This is a genomic window from Nocardia jiangsuensis, assembly GCF_042650385.1.
Classification (GTDB): domain Bacteria; phylum Actinomycetota; class Actinomycetes; order Mycobacteriales; family Mycobacteriaceae; genus Nocardia; species Nocardia jiangsuensis.
Genome location: NZ_JBHSAX010000033.1, coordinates 126,850 through 144,149 on the forward strand (window position 1 = coordinate 126,850; position 17,300 = coordinate 144,149).

Annotated in this window: 14 protein-coding genes, 1 other RNA gene and 1 pseudogene; 7 read left to right on the plus strand and 9 right to left on the minus strand. The window is 73.3% G+C overall.

Annotation, left to right across the window (positions count from 1 at the left end):
* Window positions 1-2: 2 nt before the first annotated feature.
* A complete protein-coding gene (locus tag ACFO0B_RS29155) occupies window positions 3-878 on the plus strand; it encodes an alpha/beta hydrolase (RefSeq protein ID WP_378616489.1) in 876 nt (291 codons plus the stop codon).
* Here ACFO0B_RS29155 and ACFO0B_RS29160 read toward each other — a convergent pair.
* From ACFO0B_RS29160 to ACFO0B_RS29180, 5 genes are all read right to left on the minus strand, one after another.
* On the minus strand, window positions 875-2,314 hold the full coding sequence (locus ACFO0B_RS29160; RefSeq protein ID WP_378616491.1) for a metallopeptidase: 1,440 nt from the start codon (window positions 2,312-2,314) through the stop codon (window positions 875-877). The two genes, ACFO0B_RS29155 and ACFO0B_RS29160, sit on opposite strands and share 4 nt — an antisense overlap.
* A gap of 74 nt (window positions 2,315-2,388) precedes the next feature.
* Window positions 2,389-3,483 carry an endonuclease/exonuclease/phosphatase family protein gene (locus ACFO0B_RS29165; RefSeq protein WP_378616493.1) on the minus strand — a complete coding sequence of 365 codons (1,095 nt, stop codon included), beginning with the start codon at window positions 3,481-3,483 and terminating at the stop codon, window positions 2,389-2,391.
* A gap of 16 nt (window positions 3,484-3,499) precedes the next feature.
* A complete protein-coding gene (locus ACFO0B_RS29170; RefSeq protein ID WP_378616495.1) occupies window positions 3,500-6,511 on the minus strand; it encodes a bifunctional [glutamine synthetase] adenylyltransferase/[glutamine synthetase]-adenylyl-L-tyrosine phosphorylase in 3,012 nt (1,003 codons plus the stop codon).
* Window positions 6,512-6,530: 19 nt separating this feature from the next.
* Window positions 6,531-7,871: a type I glutamate--ammonia ligase gene (glnA, locus tag ACFO0B_RS29175; protein WP_378616497.1), complete on the minus strand. Its 1,341-nt coding sequence runs from the start codon at window positions 7,869-7,871 to the stop codon at window positions 6,531-6,533.
* 111 nt (window positions 7,872-7,982) lie between these two features.
* Window positions 7,983-9,509: an alpha/beta hydrolase gene (locus ACFO0B_RS29180; RefSeq protein WP_378616499.1), complete on the minus strand. Its 1,527-nt coding sequence runs from the start codon at window positions 9,507-9,509 to the stop codon at window positions 7,983-7,985.
* Window positions 9,510-9,675: 166 nt separating this feature from the next.
* Between ACFO0B_RS29180 and panB the strand changes: the two genes are divergently transcribed.
* From panB to ACFO0B_RS29200, 4 genes are read left to right on the plus strand one after another with little or no spacing between them, the layout of a single operon-like run.
* Entirely contained in the window at window positions 9,676-10,530 is an 855-nt protein-coding gene (gene panB, locus ACFO0B_RS29185) for a 3-methyl-2-oxobutanoate hydroxymethyltransferase (RefSeq protein WP_378616501.1), read from the plus strand.
* Window positions 10,531-10,587: 57 nt separating this feature from the next.
* Window positions 10,588-11,043 (plus strand): hypothetical protein, encoded by a 456-nt coding sequence (locus ACFO0B_RS29190; protein ID WP_378616503.1) that lies wholly within the window; start codon window positions 10,588-10,590, stop codon window positions 11,041-11,043.
* Window positions 11,043-12,008, plus strand: a complete 966-nt coding sequence (gene pip, locus ACFO0B_RS29195; RefSeq protein ID WP_378616505.1) for a prolyl aminopeptidase — start codon at window positions 11,043-11,045, stop codon at window positions 12,006-12,008. The genes ACFO0B_RS29190 and pip overlap by 1 nt, the downstream gene beginning before the upstream one ends.
* Window positions 12,005-12,988 (plus strand): CHAD domain-containing protein, encoded by a 984-nt coding sequence (locus tag ACFO0B_RS29200; protein ID WP_378616507.1) that lies wholly within the window; start codon window positions 12,005-12,007, stop codon window positions 12,986-12,988. The genes pip and ACFO0B_RS29200 overlap by 4 nt, the downstream gene beginning before the upstream one ends.
* Before the next feature lie 21 nt (window positions 12,989-13,009).
* Here ACFO0B_RS29200 and ACFO0B_RS29205 read toward each other — a convergent pair whose 3' ends face one another.
* From ACFO0B_RS29205 to ACFO0B_RS29215, 3 genes and pseudogenes are all read right to left on the minus strand, one after another.
* Window positions 13,010-13,138, minus strand: a complete 129-nt coding sequence (locus ACFO0B_RS29205; protein WP_378616509.1) for a hypothetical protein — start codon at window positions 13,136-13,138, stop codon at window positions 13,010-13,012.
* Between the two features lie 221 nt (window positions 13,139-13,359).
* Window positions 13,360-14,803: pseudogene (locus ACFO0B_RS29210) on the minus strand (RNB domain-containing ribonuclease).
* Between the two features lie 10 nt (window positions 14,804-14,813).
* Entirely contained in the window at window positions 14,814-15,146 is a 333-nt protein-coding gene (locus ACFO0B_RS29215; RefSeq protein ID WP_378616511.1) for a hypothetical protein, read from the minus strand.
* A gap of 392 nt (window positions 15,147-15,538) precedes the next feature.
* Here ACFO0B_RS29215 and ACFO0B_RS29220 point away from each other — a divergent pair, with 392 nt between their 5' ends.
* Entirely contained in the window at window positions 15,539-15,913 is a 375-nt protein-coding gene (locus tag ACFO0B_RS29220) for a hypothetical protein (RefSeq protein ID WP_378616513.1), read from the plus strand.
* Between the two features lie 46 nt (window positions 15,914-15,959).
* Here the strand turns inward: ACFO0B_RS29220 and rnpB are convergent.
* An RNA gene (rnpB, locus tag ACFO0B_RS29225) (RNase P RNA component class A) lies at window positions 15,960-16,375 on the minus strand.
* A gap of 36 nt (window positions 16,376-16,411) precedes the next feature.
* Between rnpB and ACFO0B_RS29230 the strand changes: the two genes are divergently transcribed.
* A complete protein-coding gene (locus tag ACFO0B_RS29230) occupies window positions 16,412-17,299 on the plus strand; it encodes an alpha/beta hydrolase (RefSeq protein WP_378616516.1) in 888 nt (295 codons plus the stop codon).
* The last annotated feature ends 1 nt before the right edge of the window (window position 17,300 follow it).

Consider the following 17,300-nt stretch of genomic DNA (forward strand, 5'->3'; position numbering starts at 1 on the left):
CGATGGCCGGCTTCACCACGAACGGCTTTCCCGAGAGCGGCACCTTCGACGGCAGCGGCGGGCGGGTGGCCTGGTACACCCGGCAGCCGGGCGGCGACCCGCGCGGGCTGGTGATCCTGGTGCACGGCGTCGCCGAGCACGCCGGGCGCTACGCCGAGCTGGCCGAGCACCTCAGCTGCAACGGCTTCGCCGTCTACACCTTCGACCACATCGGCCACGGCGGCTCGGCCGGGGCGGGCACCGCCAACATCGGCTCGATGGAGGCCGCCGCGGACAACGTGGCCACCCTGCTCGAACGGGCCACCGCCGCGCACCCGCGCGCGCCCCGCTTCCTGCTCGGCCACTCCATGGGCAGCCTGGTGGTGCTGCACCTGCTCACCAGGGGCACCGCGCCGGAGCTGGCCGGGGTCGTGCTCTCCGCGCCGCCGCTGGACATCCCGCTCGGCAACCCGGTGCAGCGGCTGCTCGCCCCGCTGCTGACCAGGGCGCTGCCCGGGCTCGGCGTGCTGCAGCTGGACTCCGCCGACATCAGCCGCGATCCCGAGGTGGTGCGCCGCTACGACGAGGACCCGCTGGTCTTCCGCGGCAAGCTGCCCGCGCGCACCGCGGTGGAGATCATGGACACCGCCGAGCGGCTCAAGGGGCGGCTGGGCCGGGTCGACCAGCCGCTGCTCGTGCTGCACGGAACCGGCGACACCATCGCCGCCCCCTCCGGCGCCGACCTGCTCGATCAGCGCGTGACCTCGACGGACAAGTGCGTCCTCCGGTACGACGGCCTCTACCACGAGGTCTTCAACGAACCGGAGCGGGAGGCCGTCTTCGCCGATCTCTCCGGGTGGCTGCGGGCGCGCAGCGCGCCCGCGCGCCCCTCGGCCTAGGCGTACCGGGTGTAGCAGGACTGCTCGCCCTCGAGCACCCCGAGCCGGAACGCCTCCAGCCGGGCGAAGCCGCTCGGCACCACCTCGCCGCGCACGTCGCTCGCCACGAAACCGTCGGCGAGCAGCCCGGAGACCGCCTCGTCCAGGTCGCCCGCGGAGAGCCGGGGATCGCTCCCCTCCCTGCTGAGCGCGGTCGTGACCGCGCCGGAGAGGCAGGCGGTGCGCAGCCCCGCGCCCTCCGCGCCGGTCAGCGACAGGCCGCGGTCGCGCTGCACCGCGAGGGTGTAGCGGGAGACGAACGCGACGAAGGCGTTGTAGTCGCCGGTGACGATGGCCGAGAGCGGTGCCTCCGCGCCCGCCGCCGGGCCGCCGCGCTCGGCCAGGTCGGCGACGTCCGAGCCGACCGTGTCGGTGTCCGGGCAGTAGCTCACCGGCTCGGTCGGCGGCGCACCGGCGCAGCTTCTGCCGGTGCCGGAGTAGTCGAACTTCGGCGCCGCCGAGAGCGGCATGATCCGGCCGAGCTCGGCGGCCATGCTGGTCAGCGATTCCCGGTCGACCGGGAGCTGTCCCTCCTCCTCGCCGTACTCGAAGGTGACCGGGAGGCTGCCGCGGCGCGCCTCGATCTCGGCCCGGTCGATCCGGATGCAGCCGGCCACGCCGTCGGTGTAGCCGACCTGCACGGCGGTGATCCGCTCGAAGGCGGTGCCGTGCACGTTGTCCGGGTCGTTCGGATCGCGGTCGCGCACCGCGACGGTGGCGCCGAGCACCGCGTTCAGGCCGTCGGTGGTGTTCAGCGTGAAGTGCGCGGAATCGCCCTCGGCGACGTGGCGCAGGAAGGCGCCGGCCAGGCAGTCGGCCTGCTGCTCCTGGACCAGGGTCGGGGTGGCCCGGTTCGACATCTTCGCCTGGCCCTGCACGGCGTGGCCGTACTCGTGCGCGAGCACCATGACGACGGCCATGTCGTCGAAGCTCTGCACCAGCTCGGGCAGCAGGATGCCGCGGTCCCAGCCGATCGAGTGGTCGCGGCCGCAGTAGGCGGCGTTCACGAACTGGTAGGTGTCCTCACCGCAGAACTCGACGGCCTGGTTCTTCGGCGCGGTCGCGTCCCAGGAGATGATCTTCGCGACCGGGGCGAAGGCACCCTGGAAGTGCTTGGGCCACTCGGCCTGCCAGAAGGTCTCGACATCGGCGAGCGCGTTCAGCGCGAGCGTGTCCATGGCGCCGCCGTCGCCGTTCTCGGCTCTCTTGCCGGTGTCAGGGACGTTGTCGCGCGGGCCGCTCGGACCGGTGCTGGAGGTGGAACCCGCGATCTGCCAGGGGTTCTCGGCGGCCGTCGCGGCGCGCGGCCCGTCATCGGTGAAGCCGCTGGCGCAGCCGGTGAGCAGCAGCCCGGTCGCCAGGATGGCGGCGCGGAGCCGCGGCAGGGTCGTTCGCATTCGGTTGTCCTCCCCGCAAAAGCACCGTCGAGCGTTCACATGCTAATCGCAGGCGACGGCGGTGGCGTATCGCCTCAGTCGTCCAGCCGGATCCGGGCGAGGACGGCGCGGTGGTCGGAGCGCGGGACGGTCAGCGTGCGCACCGATTCGGCGGTGCCGCCCGCGAGCAGGACGTGATCGATGCCGATCAGCGGGCCCCAGGCGCGGTCGGTGGGGAAGGTGAGCTGCGGTCCGGCGCCCGCGAGTTCGGCGGCGTCGGCGAAGCGCTCGCCGAGCAGCGCGCGGAAGGCGGTGTGGTCGCGGGTGGCGTTGAAGTCGGCGCCGACGACGACCGGGCCGGTGCTGGCGGCGAGAATCTGCTCGGTGCGGGCCATTTCGCCGGCCCAGGCGCCGAAGTCGAGCGGGGGCGGCATGGGGTGGAAGTTGAGCACCTGGATCGGGCCGAGCTCGGGGTGGTCGACGGTGACGCCGAGGTTGGCCATCTCGAAGCCGTCGAAGCGGCGCTCGTCGCGGATCGGGTAGCGGCTGTAGATGCCGCTGCCGCCACCCCCGGTGCCCGCCTGCAGATAGCGGTGGGGCAGGTCGTCGGCGAGCCCGGCGGCGTCCAGGCGGGCGACCGCCTCCAGGGTGAGTTCCTGCACGGTGAGCACGTCGACCCGCTCGTCGCGCACCACCGCGCGGACGGCGTCGGCGTCGGCGCCGCCGAAGAGCAGGTTGGACTGCAGCACGGTGAGCGGCGGGCCGTTGCCCGCGTGGCCGTCGGCGACGAAGAGCGGGAGCTGGGTCCAGAACGCCCCCGCCAGCACCGCCAGGGCGAGCGCGCCGGAGCGGTAGCGCCTGGCGATCGCGAAGAACAGGAGCGCGAGCACCGCGCCGAGCATCAGGTAGGGGGCGAAGGAGGCGAGCAGCACCGCCGAGAAGCGTTGCGAGATCCCGTAGTGCAGGGCGATGCCGAGCAGCGCGGCGGCGACCGCCAGCCAGCCGAGCACCGAGCTGACGTGCTGCCACCACCGTCGGCCGGGCGAGGTCGCCGTGCCCGCGGTGCCGGGTCCGGCGGGCGAAGCGATGCGAGCCGTCGGCTCCTCGGCAGTGCCGACTTGCCGCGACCCCGGGACATGGCTCGGCTCGGCCCCCCGGGGATCGCGGCCCTCAACGGGTGCGCGGTCCATGCGGGCGAGCCTACCGTCAGCCGCCGAAGACCCGCTCGACCACGGCCTTCGCCCGCCGGGTGACGCGCAGGTAGTTGTCGAGGAACTCGCCGCCGTCGTCGGTGGGCCAGCCTGCCACCTTGGCGACGGCGGAGAGCAGCGGGCCGGGCCCGGGCAGCTGGTCGCTGGGCTTGCCGCGGACCAGGACCAGCGCGTTGCGGGCGGCGGTGGCGGTGATCCAGGCGTCGCGCAGCAGCGCGACGTCGTCGGCGCCGAGCAGCCCGGTCTCCTCGATCACGTCCAGCGACTGCAGCGTGGAGGTGTTGTGCAGTCCGAGCACCTCGTGCGCGTGCCGCAGCTGCAGCAGCTGCACGGTCCACTCGATGTCGGCGAGCCCGCCGCGGCCGAGCTTGGTGTGCGTGGCCGGGTCGGCGCCGCGGGGCAGCCGCTCGGCGTCGACCCGCGCCTTGATCCGCCTGATCTCGCGCACCGCGTCCGCGGAGACCCCGCCCTTCGGGTAGCGCACCTCGTCCACGACGTGCAGGAAGCGCACGCCGAGCTCTTGGTCGCCAGCGACCTGGTGGGCGCGGAGCAGCGCCTGCATCTCCCAGGGCTGCGACCACTGCCGGTAGTAGGCGGCGTAGGCGGTGAGGGTGCGCACCAGCGGCCCGTTCCGCCCCTCCGGCCGCAGCCCGGCGTCCACCTGCAGCGGCGGGTCGGTGCTCGGCGCGCCGAGCAGCTTCTGCAGCCGGTCGGCCACCGAGTTGGCCCACTTCACGGCCTTGGTCTCGTCGACGCCGGGGCGCGGGTCGCAGACGAAGAGCACGTCGGCGTCGGAGCCGTACCCCAGCTCCATGCCGCCCAGCCTGCCCATGCCGATCACCGCGAAGTCGGCGGGCGCGGGCTCCCCCGACTCCACCTCGTCGGCGCGGATCACCGCGAGCAGCGACGCCTCCAGCACCGCCACCCACACCGAGGAGAGCGCCCGGCACACCTGCGGCACGTCGAGCAGCCCGAGCAGATCGGCCGAGGCCACCCTGGCCAGCTCGTGCCTGCGCAGCGAGCGGGCCGCGGCGACGGCGCGCTTCGCGTCGTCGTAGCGGGCGGCGGCGGTGAGGATGCCGCGCGCGACCTCGTCCGGCTGGGTGCGGCAGAGCAGCGGCCCCTGCGGGCCGTCGGCGTAGAGCCGGATCGTCTCCGGCGCGTTGATCAGCAAGTCGGGCAGGTAGGCCGAGGAGCCGAGCACGATCATCAGCCGCTGCGCCACCGCGCCCTCGTCGCGCAGCTCGCGCAGGAACCAGGTCTGCTCGTCCAGCGCCTCGGAGACCCGGCGGTAGGCGAGCAGCCCGGCGTCCGGGTTCGGGGTGTCGCCGAGCCACTCCAGCAGCGTCGGCAGCAGCAGCGTCTGGATCCGGCCCTTGCGCGCGACCCCGCCGGTGAGCGCGCGCAGATGGCCGAGGGCATGCTCCGGCTGGGCGTAGCCGAGCGCGGCCAGCTGCCTGACCGCCGCCTCCGGGCTGAGCCGCAGGGCGTCCGAGTCCAGCCGCGCCACCGACTCCAGCAGCGGGCGGTAGAAGAGCTTGGCGTGCAGCCTGCGCACCCGCACGGTGTTGCGCCGGATCTCGGCGACCAGCACCCCGCCCGCGTCCAGCCTGCCGTCCGGGCGCACGTGCGCGGCGCGGGCCAGCCAGCGCAGCCCTTCCTCGTCGTCACCCGCGGGCAGCGTGTGCGTGCGCTTGAGCCGCTGCAGCTGCAGCCGGTGCTCGAGCAGCCGGAGGAACTCGTAGGAGGCGGTGAGGTTGGCGGCGTCGTCGCGGCCGACATAGCCGCGGGCGGCGAGCACCGCCAGCGCCTCGGTGGTGTTCTGCACGTGCAGCGCCTCGTCCACCCGGCCGTGCACGAGCTGCAGCAGCTGCACCGCGAACTCCACGTCGCGCAGGCTGCCGTGGCCGAGCTTGAGCTCGCGCTCGCGCATGTCGGCGGGGACCAGGTCCTCCACCCGGCGGCGCATGGCGCGCACGTCGGCGACGAAGTCGGGGCGCTCGGAGGCGGTCCACACCATCGGCATGAGCGCGTCCCGGTAGGCCTGGCCGAGCTCCAGGTCGCCGGTGGCCGGGCGGTTCTTGAGCAGCGCCTGGAACTCCCAGGTGCGCGCCCAGCGCTTGTAGTAGGCGAGGTGCGAGTCCAGGGTGCGCACCAGCGCACCGGCCTTGCCCTCCGGCCGCAGCGCCGCGTCCACCTCGAAGAAGGCGGTGCCGCCGACGGTCATCAGCTCGGCGGCGAGCCGGGTGGCGGTGGCGTCGGCGGGCTCGGCGACGAAGAGCACGTCGACGTCGCTGACGTAGTTGAGCTCGCGGGCCCCGGTCTTGCCCATGGCGATCACCGCGAGCCTGACCTCCAGCGGCTTGTCCCCGCAGACCCGGGCGATCGCGACCGCGAGCGCCGCGGTGAGTGCGGCGTCGGCCATGTCGGCGAGCTGCCTGCCGACCACCTCGTAGGGCAGTACCGGCTCGTTCTCCACGGTGGCGGCCAGGTCCTGCGCGGCGAGCAGCATGAGCTGGTCGCGGTACCGCTTGCGCAGCAGCGGAACGACCTCGGGCCCGCTCTTCCCGGCCCGGAAGACCAGCGGCCCCGCGGCCGGGCCCCGCTCCGGCTCCGCCTCGACGACGGCGAGCAGCTCGGCACGCAGCTGCTCGGCGCTCGGCAGCTCCTTCCGGCGCAGCTCCTGCCATGCCGACGGATCGGCGACCAGGTGGTCGCCGAGCGCGCTGGAGGCGCCGAGCAGCGCGAACAGCCTGCCGCGCAGCGACTTGTCGGTGCGCAGCGCGGAATCCAGCTCGGCCCAGCCGGTTCCGAGCTCCTCGCGCAGCCGCATCAGGGTGGTCAGCGCCAGGTCGGCGTCGGGCGCGCGGGAGAGCGCCCAGAGCACCGGGATGCTCTCCACGTTGTCCCAGGCCAGCTCGCGCAGATTGGCGGCGGCGTTCGGCTCCAGCAAGCCGAGCCGTCCGACGCCGGGAACTGCTGAACGCGCTGTCGGAGGCCGGACCATACCGCCAAAACTACAGCGTCTAGAGCCCCAGGTACTCGCGTAGCTCCCACGGCGTGACCTGACTCCGGTAGCCCGCCCACTCCCGGCGCTTGTTGCGCAGGAAGAAGTCGAAGACGTGCTCGCCGAGCGCCTCCGCGACCAGCTCGGACTTCTCCATCGCGGCCAGCGCCTCGTCCAGCGTGCCAGGCAGCTCGCGGAAGCCCATGGCGCGCCGCTCGGCCCGGGTCAGCGACCAGACGTCGTCCTCGGCCTCCGGCGGAAGCGTGTACCCCTTCTCGATGCCGCGCAGCCCGGCCGCGAGCAGCACCGCGAAGGTCAGGTACGGGTTGCAGGCGGAGTCGGGGCTGCGGATCTCCACCCGGCGCGAGGACGACTTGTTCGGCGTGTACATCGGCACCCGGACCAGCGCGGAGCGGTTCGACCGGCCCCAGGAGGCCGCGGTCGGCGCCTCGCCGCCGTGGATCAGCCGCTTGTAGGAGTTCACCCACTGGTTGGTGACGGCGCTGATCTCCGGCGCGTGCTCCAGGATGCCCGCGATGAAGGCGCGCGCGGTGGCGGAGAGGTTCTGCGGGTCGTCCGGGTCGTGGAAGGCGTTGGCCTCGCCCTCGAACAGGCTCATGTGGGTGTGCATGGCCGAGCCCGGGTACTCCGAGAACGGCTTGGGCATGAAGGTGGCGCGGACGCCCTCGTCGATCGCCACCTCCTTGATGAGGTAGCGGAAGGTCATCACGTTGTCGGCCATGGAGAGCGCGTCGGCGTAGCGCAGGTCGATCTCCTGCTGGCCGGGCGCGCCCTCGTGGTGGCTGAACTCCACCGAGATGCCCATCGACTCCAGCGCGTCGATCGCGTGGCGCCGGAAGTTCGGCGCCGAGTCGTGCACCGCCTGGTCGAAGAAGCCGCCGGAGTCGGCCGGGGTCGGGTCGCTGCCGTCCGCCGGGCCGTTCTTCAGCAGGAAGAACTCGATCTCCGGGTGCACGTAGCAGCTGAAGCCGACGTCGCCCGCCTTGTTCAGCTGGCGGCGCAGCACGTGCCTCGGGTCGGCCCAGGAGGGCGAGCCGTCCGGCATGGTGATGTCGCAGAACATCCGCGCCGAGTGCTGGTGGCCCTTGCTGGAGGCCCAGGGCAGCACCTGGAAGGTGGAGGGATCGGGGCGGGCCACCATGTCGGCCTCAGAGACCCGGGCGAAGCCCTCGATCGCCGAGCCGTCGAAGCCGATACCCTCTTCGAAGGCGCCCTCGAGCTCGGCCGGGGCGATCGCCACGGATTTCAGGTAACCGAGCACGTCGGTGAACCAGAGCCGCACGAATCGGATGTCGCGTTCCTCGAGGGTCCGCAGCACGAATTCCTTCTGGCGATCCATGGTGGCGAGCGTAAGCACCCGGCGTTAAATCCGTGTTACATGCAGGCACGAGTTCGCTACGGCTTCATTCGGTACAGAGCGCACAGCCCCCGCCCGGCCGCTGTGAGCTGCTCAGCAGGTGAGCCCCGGCGCCGGTTCGGTCAGGTTCACCAGGTACTCCACCACCGCCCGGTCCACGCACTGCACGCCGGCGACCAGGGCCACCGTGTGCCGGTTGCCGCGGTAGGTGATGAGCGCGGCGTCCAGCTGGGCGGCCAGCTCGACCCCGGCCTGGTACGGCGTCGCCGGGTCCTCGGTGGTGGAGACGACAACGGTCTTCGGCAGCCCGGGCGGGTCGATCCGGTGCGGGTTGCCCGAGTTCGGCACCGGCCAGGCCGCGCAGAGCTCCAGCGGCGCGGCGCCGGTGCCGCGGCCGTCGTCGAGGAACGGCGCGGCGATCCGGAACTCGGTGTCCTGCCTGCCCGCGACCGCGGGATCGGTGATCCGCGGGTCGTCCACGCAGCGGATGGCGTTGAAGGCGTCCTGGGTGTTGTCGTAGCTGCCGTCCTCGCGCCTGCCGTCGTACATGTCGGCGAGCTGCAGCAGGGTGTCGCCGCGGCCGTCGCGCAGCTCGTCGAGGCCGAGGGTGAGCACCTGCCACAGGTCGTCGGTGTAGAGCGCCTGCTGCACGCCGGTGATGGCGTCGCCGTAGCTGAGCCCGCGGGTGTCGGTGGTGGCGGCGGGGCGCTCGGCCAGCGGGTCGACCAGGGCGCGGAAGCGGGCCACGGCGGCGGCGCGGTCGGTGCCGAGCGGGCACTCCGGGTCCTCGGTGCACTGCGCGGCGTAGCCGTCGAAGGCGAGCTGGAAGCCGGCGGCCTGGCGCAGCGATTCGGCCACCGGGTCGCTGGCCGGGTCGACCGCGGCATCGAGGACCAGCGCGCGCACCCGGTCCGGGAACTTCTCCGCGTACGCCGCGCCGAGCCGGGTGCCGTAGGAGTAGCCGAGGTAGCTGAGCTTCGGGTCGCCGAGCACGGCGCGCACGACGTCCATGTCCTGCACCACCTCGCGGGTACCGACGTGCTCGAGGAAGTCGGTGCCGGTGCGCTCGGCGCAGCGCCCCGCGTAGTCCCGGTTGTCGGCCTCGGCGGCGGCGATGCCCGCCGGGTCGTTGTCGGTGGGCGGCTCGGCGCGCTCGGCGTCCGCCTCGCGCGGGGTCAGGCAGGCGATCACCGGCTGCGAGGCCCCCACTCCGCGCGGGTCGAAGCCGATCCGGTCGAACCGCTCGGCCAGCGGGGTGCCGGAGCCGACGCCGGTCATGGTGAGCCCGGAGACGCCGGGGCCGCCCGGGTTGAGCAGCAGCGAGCCGATCTTCTTCCCGCTCGCTCGGACCCGGGAGAGCGCGATCTTCGCGGTCGGGCCGCCCGGGTCGGCGTAGTCCACCGGGACCTCGATCCGGGCGCACTCGGCGTTCGGCGCGAAGGTGTCGTCCGCGCCGCCGAAGTCGGCGCAGGACTGCCACTCGGGCCGCTGGTCGTAGAAGCGCTCCAGGCCGGTGGGGGCCGGCGGCAGTGCGATCGGCTCGCTCCGGTCGATCGTGCAGCCGCTCAGTGCCGCCGCGGCCAGCAGCGGGACGACGAGAAACGTCGGAGCCATTCGCATCCCCCGATCCTAGGCAGCGCCCGGCACATCCCCGGCGAACCGCACCCCTGTGATCGATCGCACCGGCGAAGGCGGCTGTGCTGCCCCCGGCGCGGTGGCACACTTGAACGGTCACCCGACCCGGGGACCCTGAACGGGCCTCGAGGAATCGACGAAAGGGACGACGATGTCCGTATCCGGTGCCGAAAACCCTGCCTACGGTGCTGCCCCCGCGGCCGCCCCCGCCCGCCGCAAGACCCGCGTCCAGCACCTCGCCCAGATGAAGACCGCGGGCGAGAAGTGGTCCATGCTGACCGCCTACGACTACTCGACGGCCCGGCTCTTCGAGGAGGCGGGCATCCCGGTGCTGCTGGTCGGCGACTCCGCGGCGAACGTCGTCTACGGCTACGACACCACCGTCCCGATCACCGCCGACGAGCTGATCCCGCTGGTCCGCGGCGTCGTCCGCGGGGCGCCGAGCGCGCTGGTCGTCGCCGACCTGCCCTTCGGCAGCTACGAGTCGTCGGCGCAGCAGGCGCTGGCCACCGCCACCCGCTTCCTCAAGGAGGGGCAGGCGCACGCGGTGAAGCTGGAGGGCGGTGAGCGGGTCGCGGACCAGATCGCGCACATCACCGCGGCAGGCATCCCGGTCATGGCGCACATCGGCTTCACCCCGCAGAGCGTGAACACGCTCGGCGGCTTCCGGGTGCAGGGCCGCGGCGACGGCGCCGAGCAACTGATCGCCGACGCCATCGCGGTTCAGGAGGCGGGCGCCTTCGCCGTGGTGATGGAGATGGTCCCGGCCGAGCTGGCCGGGCAGGTCACCCGCAAGCTCACCATTCCCACCGTCGGCATCGGCGCAGGCGTCGAGTGCGACGCCCAGGTGCTGGTCTGGCAGGACATGGCCGGGTTCACCAGCGGGAAGACGGCGAAGTTCGTGAAGCGCTTCGGCGCGGTCGGCGACGCGCTGCGCGCGGCCGCCGCCGGGTACGCCGACGAGGTGCGGCGGGGCACGTTCCCCGCCCCGGAGCACACCTTCTGACCGGAGCCGGTGGCAGACTCGGGGGAACCGAATCACCCGAACGACACAGAGGTTCCGATGCCGCTCCCCCGTTGGATGTCCCGTAGCGCGCTGCTCGCCGCCGCCCTGTTCGGCGCGGTCGCGCTGACCGCATGCGGGGGAACGACACCCGCCCCGACCGGCAGCGCGAACAGCACCACCGGCGCACCGGGCAGCACCACCCGCAGCACCGGCCCGGCGGCGACGCCGGGCGCGGCCGCCCCGCTCACCGTTCCGGACGCGGCCGCCACCGACCTGTGCGACATGCTGCGCCCCGAGCTCTCCAACTTCCGGGTGCAGGGCCCGACGCTCGGCCGGATCGGGCTGAACGCGCTGGTCCACGAGTGGGCGCTGCGCAACGGCGGGATCAACGCGCAGGTGCTCGCGGACAAGGCGGTCGTCGACCGCACGCTGACCGGCGCCTGCCCCGACGTGCACCAGCAGGCGATCGAGGCGCTGGGGCTGCCGAACCTGGCCGCGGGGATCGCCTTCTGATGCTTACCGCGTACCCGCCGATAACCCCGCACGACAGCGGCATGCTCGCCGTCGGCGACGGCCAGCAGCTGTACTGGGAGGTGAGCGGGAATCCCGCGGGCAAGCCGGTGGTGTTCCTGCACGGCGGGCCCGGCGGTGGAACGGCGCCGTTCCACCGGCGGTTCTTCGATCCGGCGGCGTACCGCATCGTGCTCTTCGACCAGCGCGGCTGCGGGCGCTCGACGCCGCACGTCGCGGACGGCGCCGATCTCGCGCTGAACACGACGCCGCACCTGATCGCCGACATCGAGGCGCTGCGCAGCCGGCTCGGTATCGAGCGCTGGCAGGTCTTCGGCGGGTCGTGGGGGTCGACGCTGGCAATCGCCTACGCGCAGCGGTACCCGGAGCGCGTCACCGAGCTGGTGCTGCGCGGCATCTTCCTGCTCCGCAGGAAGGAAATCGACTGGTATTACAACGGCTCCGCCGGGTACATCTACCCCGAGGAGTGGGAGCGGTTCCTGGCACCCGTGCCGGAGCCGGAGCGCGACGGCGACCTGGTCGAGGCCTATCACCGGCTGTTGCACTCCCCGGACGAGGAGCTGGCGCTGCGGGCCGCGGTCGCCTGGTCCACCTGGGAGGGCGCGACCAGTTCGCTGCTGCCGCAGCCGGACCGGGTCGCCGAGACCGCCGAACCGCGGTTCGCGCTGGCGTTCGCGCGGATCGAGAACCACTACTTCCGCCACGGCGGCTTCCTCGACGAGGGGCAGCTGCTGCGCGACATCGGCGCGCTGGCGGGCGTTCCGGGCGTGATCGTCCAGGGCAGGCACGACGTGGTCTGCCCGGCGACCAGCGCGTGGGAGCTGCACCGGGCCTGGCCCGGCTCGGTGCTGCACGTGGTCGACGACGCGGGACACGCGGCCGCCGAACCGGGTACCGTCCATCGCCTCGTCGAGGCGACCGACCGCTTCGCGAAGGAATCCCCATGACCGCCACCGCCGGAGCCGCCGCCGTCACCGCGCTGAGCGAGGACACCGACCGCCTGCTCGCCGCCGAGCCGGACGTGCGGGCGGACGCACCGGACTCGGTGCACCAGATGCGGGTCGCCACCCGCCGCCTCCGCAGCGTGCTCCGCTCCTACGGGAGCCTCTTCGAGGCCGAGCCCGCCGCCGCGCTCGGCGCCGAGCTGAAGTGGCTGGCCGGGGTGCTCGGCGAGGCGCGCGACGCCGAGGTGCGCGCCGAGCGGTTCGCCGGGCTCGTCGAGGCGCACTCCCGGCGCGGCACGGTGCGCAGGGACGCGCTCGGCACCCGGCTGGTGCGCGCCGAGCGCGACCGCTACGCCGCCGCGCACGCCGCCGTGCTGGAAGCACTGGACGGCGAGCGCTACGCGGATCTGCACGTCGAGCTCGCGCTCTGGCGCGAGTCGCCGCCGCTGCTGCCGACGCGCTCGCAGCTGCCGGCGCCGCAGGTGTTCGAGGGGGTGTTGCGCGCCGACCGCAAGCGGCTGACCAAGAAGGCGGGCAGGCTCTCGACCGTCTCCGGCGCCGAGCGGGTCGAGCTGCTGCACGACATCCGCAAGTCGGCCAAGCGGCTGCGCTACTCGTGCGAGGCGGCCACCGAGACCATCGGGGCCGAGGCGGCCGCGGCCGGGGACCGGGCCAAGCGGGTGCAGACGGTGCTCGGTGACCATCGGGACGCGGTGGAGTCGCGGGAGGCGATCCTGGTGCGAGCGGAGGAGGCCGAGGCGGACGGTGGGTCGCGGCGGATCTACGCCGAGCTGGCGAAGGCCGAGCAGAAGGCGGCGAAGAAGGCGCTGGCCAAGTACCCCGACGCGCTGGCGAAGCTGAAAGAGCACGGGCACGTGCGGGCCCCCGAGCCCGCCTCGGGGCCGGAGAAGCACGAGGGCACGTCGGGCAAGAAGGCCGCGACCGCCCGCAACGGCAGCGGGCCCGCCGTGCACGCCGAATAGGGGCCGCCGCGGGCGCCGCACCTACAGCGGCAACCAGGCCGGCCACCACAGCGGCGTATTCCCCGGCGGGCACACCAGCAGGGTCACCGGCAACCGAATCACCGCGGGCACGCGCGTCCGCAGCCGGTGACCGAGGAGCAGCACCACCACCCACCACACCCCGCTGCTGGATATCGGCTTCGAGCATGGTTCGGCTCCCCACCGAGCACCGGACGCGGCACCGCGCATCCGTGGCGAACCAGGAGCGGAGCCGGAGTGCGCTCACGGGCCGGTGTCCGGCGGGCGCCACCCGGCATACCGCCACCCGGCGGCGGCGAAAACCGTTCCTCGGCAACGGCACAGCTCGGGCCGGAGCCCGCCGTCGCGGCGTCTCAGGGAGCCGGGTAGCCGAACCGCACGTGTCGGGCCGCCGGATCAGCGACGATCAGCCGAACCCCGACCCGCGCCCCCTCCGGCGGCTGCCCGGTGCAGGGGGCGAGGATCGGCGGGTCGGCGACGAAGATCTCGGCGGGCTTGTTGCCGGACGCCTCGCGCAGCACGACCGCGTCGAACTCCGCGCCGATCCGGGGCGCGAGCAGGCTCGCCTCGGTGTGGTCGACGCAGGCTCGGTCCACCTTGTTCGCCACGGTGTCGCTGCGCTTCATGGAGTCGGCGGCGGCGGTCAATCCGGTGCGTGCCCACGCGGGGATCTCGGTGCCCGCGCAGCGTGCCAGGCAGATCTCGGTGGTGAAGCGATCGGAAAGGCGCCGCAGGGGGGGCGGTGACGTGCGCGTACGGCGCACCCAGGCCACTGTGCGCGGGATCTTCCGGCGGCGTGGCGGGCGCACCCTCGACACCGAAGACGGTGTAGGCGGCGCCGCGCAGCAGCGTCGTCGCCTCGGAGTTGAGCACCAGCCCGGCCGGGGTGTTCGGGTCGAGCCCGGCCAGCATCCGGCCGACCGGCTGCTCGGCGGGCCAGGCGACGCCGAGCGCGGCGGCGGTGCGGCGCATGGCGGCGACCGCGGAGTCCGGCGGGGCAGGCATGGTGCGCAGCAGGCCGACGGGGGCGTCGGCGTCGAGCATGATGCGTGCCGCGCACATCCCGACCAGCAGCGAGACCTGCTCGTTCCAGTCGTCGGCGGCGGTGCGCGGCTCCAGCACCAGCCTCCAGTGCCCGTCGGCCCCCTCGTCCGCGACGACGCTCTGCGCGGGCAGCCGCAGCGCGATGGCGCCGCGCTCGCGCCCGGCCTCGATGCGGAGCGCGCCGAACTCGGGCAGCCCCGCGATGGCGGCGGGCAGCGTCCCGGCGTCGGCGGCGGCCTGCACCCCGGCGTAGTCGAGCCGGGCGCGGGACCGGATCAGGGCGCGCTCGACGCGGTAGCTCCGCGGAGCGGCGTGCTCGTCCAGCTCGACGGTCCACAGCGCGACCGGCCGGTCCACGTCGGGCAGCAGGCTGGCCGTTCCCTCGGAGAGCACCGGCGGGTGCAGCGGGACGGTGCCGTCGGGCAGGTAGTAGGTCTGGCCGCGGGAGCGGGTCTCCGCGGCGAGCGCGCCGCCCGGCGGGACGACGGCGGCCACGTCGGCGATGGCGTAGTGCAGGGTGAAACCGGTGGCGCTGCGGGTCAGGTGCACGGCCTGGTCCAGGTCCATGGCGCCGGGCGGGTCGATGGTGACGAAGGCGAGGTCGGTCCGGTCGCGGCGAAGGCCCGCGAACGCGTCGAACGCGTCGCGGGCCTCCGTGACCGCTGCGGCCGGGTACCCCGTCGGGAGGTCGAACTCGGTGCGAACGGCGCCGAAGTCGACCGGTGCGGAGCGGATCCGCCGATGGAGTTCCACGGGGCAGACGCTACTGCAGCGCCAGCATGGTGCCGCTGAGCTCGTTCAGCGGCCCGTAGACCGTGAACGTGACCCGCCCGTTCGGCACCTGGGTGGAGACGTCGGCCGCCGCGTCCAGGGCGGTGCCGAAGGACGCCGCGGAGGGATGCGGGAGCCCCGCGATAGCCAGACCGACATTGTTCTGATGCACGAACGCGGTGTCGGCCGGGCTGAGGTCGACCTGCACCCCGCCCGGCAGCGGGGTCACCGCGACGGCACCGGCCGAACCGGCCCCGAGAGCGGCGAAAACCGAAGCGGCACCGGCGATCAGCGCACCGGCGACCAGAGAACGAACTACCCGCATAGAGATGAGACCTGCTTCCCACGAATCGGAGATGAAACGGCCCGGAGCTGCCCGGCGAACACCCGGCGCAGGGCCTTGCCAACGGGCATCACTCTATGACGCCGATCACGGCATCCGCCAGTCACGGAGAGGTCACCGTCCGGCTACCGAACGATGGTGCTCGGGTACGGTGACGGACGTTCCGATGCAGTCGATTCACGGGAGTTGCCGCCGCATGTCCACGATTCTCTTCGATTACCTCCTGCCCGTCATCGGCCCGGATCAGGCGGCCTACTGGGCGCAGGTGTTCGTGGTCGCTCCGGTGTGAGACCCGTCTCACCACCCCTTTTCGTCGCCTCCCGTTCATTCCGGACGGGGGGCGTCGTCGTTTCCGGGGCGCTAGCATCCCGCCCGTGATCAGAACGAACGCCGCCATCGCGGCCTGTGCCACCGCCCTCACCCTGGTTCTGGCCGGGTGCGGCGGGGACGATGCCACCGCCTCGTCCAGCTCCAGCTCCGCCGCGGCCACCTCGGCCCCGCAGGTCGTCGACGCCGTCAAGGCGGGCACCTTCGTGGTCAGCTTCCGCAGCGCCTTCCCCGCGCTGGCGAGCGGCAAGGACGACGCCGCGCTGAGCAATACGCTCAACCAGAGCTGCGGCGACATCAGGGCGGGCGAGCCGGAGGCCGACGTGCAGGCGTCGGTGGCGGACCGGGTGGCGGCGAACGGCAGGAAGGCGAGCCCCGAGGAGGCGGCGGCCATCTTCCAGATGATCAAAATGATGTGCTGAGCCGACCGCGGCCCGCCCCGTCGGGGGCGGGCCGCGGCGGGCCGGGCGGGCGAGCCGGCCTGTAAGCCGGATCCTGTCCTCGGTTCGCACCGAGGGGCGACCATCCATCTGGACACACCGTCGCCGGGTGCCTCGAGCGGTCAACCCGCAGGCTCGGGCGAGCAGCCCTCGAACACCTGCGCAGCCGCACCGCGAGCGGTGCGACCTTCGACCTTGCTCCGGGCGGGGTTTACCGAGCCGCCCCGGTCACCCGGGGCGCTGGTGCGCTCTTACCGCACCGTTTCACCCTCACCACACGGCCCCGAGGGGCCATGGGCGGTCTGTTCTCTGTGGCACTGTCCCGCGGGTCACCCCGGGTTGCCGTTAGCAACCGCCCTGCTCTGCGGAGTCCGGACTTTCCTCGGCGGCGGGCAGCGGCACCGAGGTGCCCGTTCCCGTCGCCGCGGCCGCCCGGCCGACTCGCCCGCCGCTACAGCGTACTCGGTAGCGTCATGTGCCATGGAACGTGTCGAGGTCAGTTTTCCGTCGGGGAGCGATCACTGTGCCGCCTGGCTCTACCGGCCGGACGGGGCGCCGAAGCCGCGCCCGCTGGTGATCATGGGACACGGCCTCGGGGCCGATCGGGAGATGGGGCTGGATCGGTATGCCCGGCGGTTCGTCGCCGCCGGGATGGGGGTGCTGGTCTTCGACTACCGGCACTTCGGGGCGAGCGGGGGGACGCCGCGGCAGCTGCTGAGCATCGCCAGGCAGCGCGACGACTGGCGGGCGGCGATCGCCTTCGCGCGCACCATCCGCGGCTTCGACCGCACCCGGATCGCCCTGTGGGGCACCTCCTTCGGCGCAGGCCACGTCCTCACCGTGGCCCCGGAGGACAGCTACCTGGCCGCCGTGGTGGCGCAGGTGCCGTTCACCAGCGGGTTCGCCGCCGGCCTTCGCAAGGGGCCGATCAGCCTGACCAAGGTGACCGCGATCGCCCTCACCGACGTGCTCGTCGGGCCGCTGCGGCGCAGGCCGATCGGGATCCGGCTCGGCGGGCGCAAGCGGGCCGCCGCGCTGATGAGCGCGGCCGACGTGCCTGCCGGGTTCGGCAGGCTGGCCGAGGAGAGCGAGCGCTACCAGCCGAAGGTGGCGGCGCGGGCGGCATTCTCGGTGCTCTTCGACGCTCCGGGCAAGCGGGCGAAGAAGCTGCACATGCCGGTGCTGTACACGGTGGCCGACAACGACTCGGTGGCGCCGGTGCCGCCGACGCTGCGGGCTGCCGAGCGCACCAAGCACGCGGTGGTGAAGCGGTATCCGGCCGGGCACTTCGACGTCTACTTCGACGACGTCTTCGAGCAGGTCGTGCGGGACCAGACCGACTTCCTGGTCTCGGTGCTCCGCCCCTGAA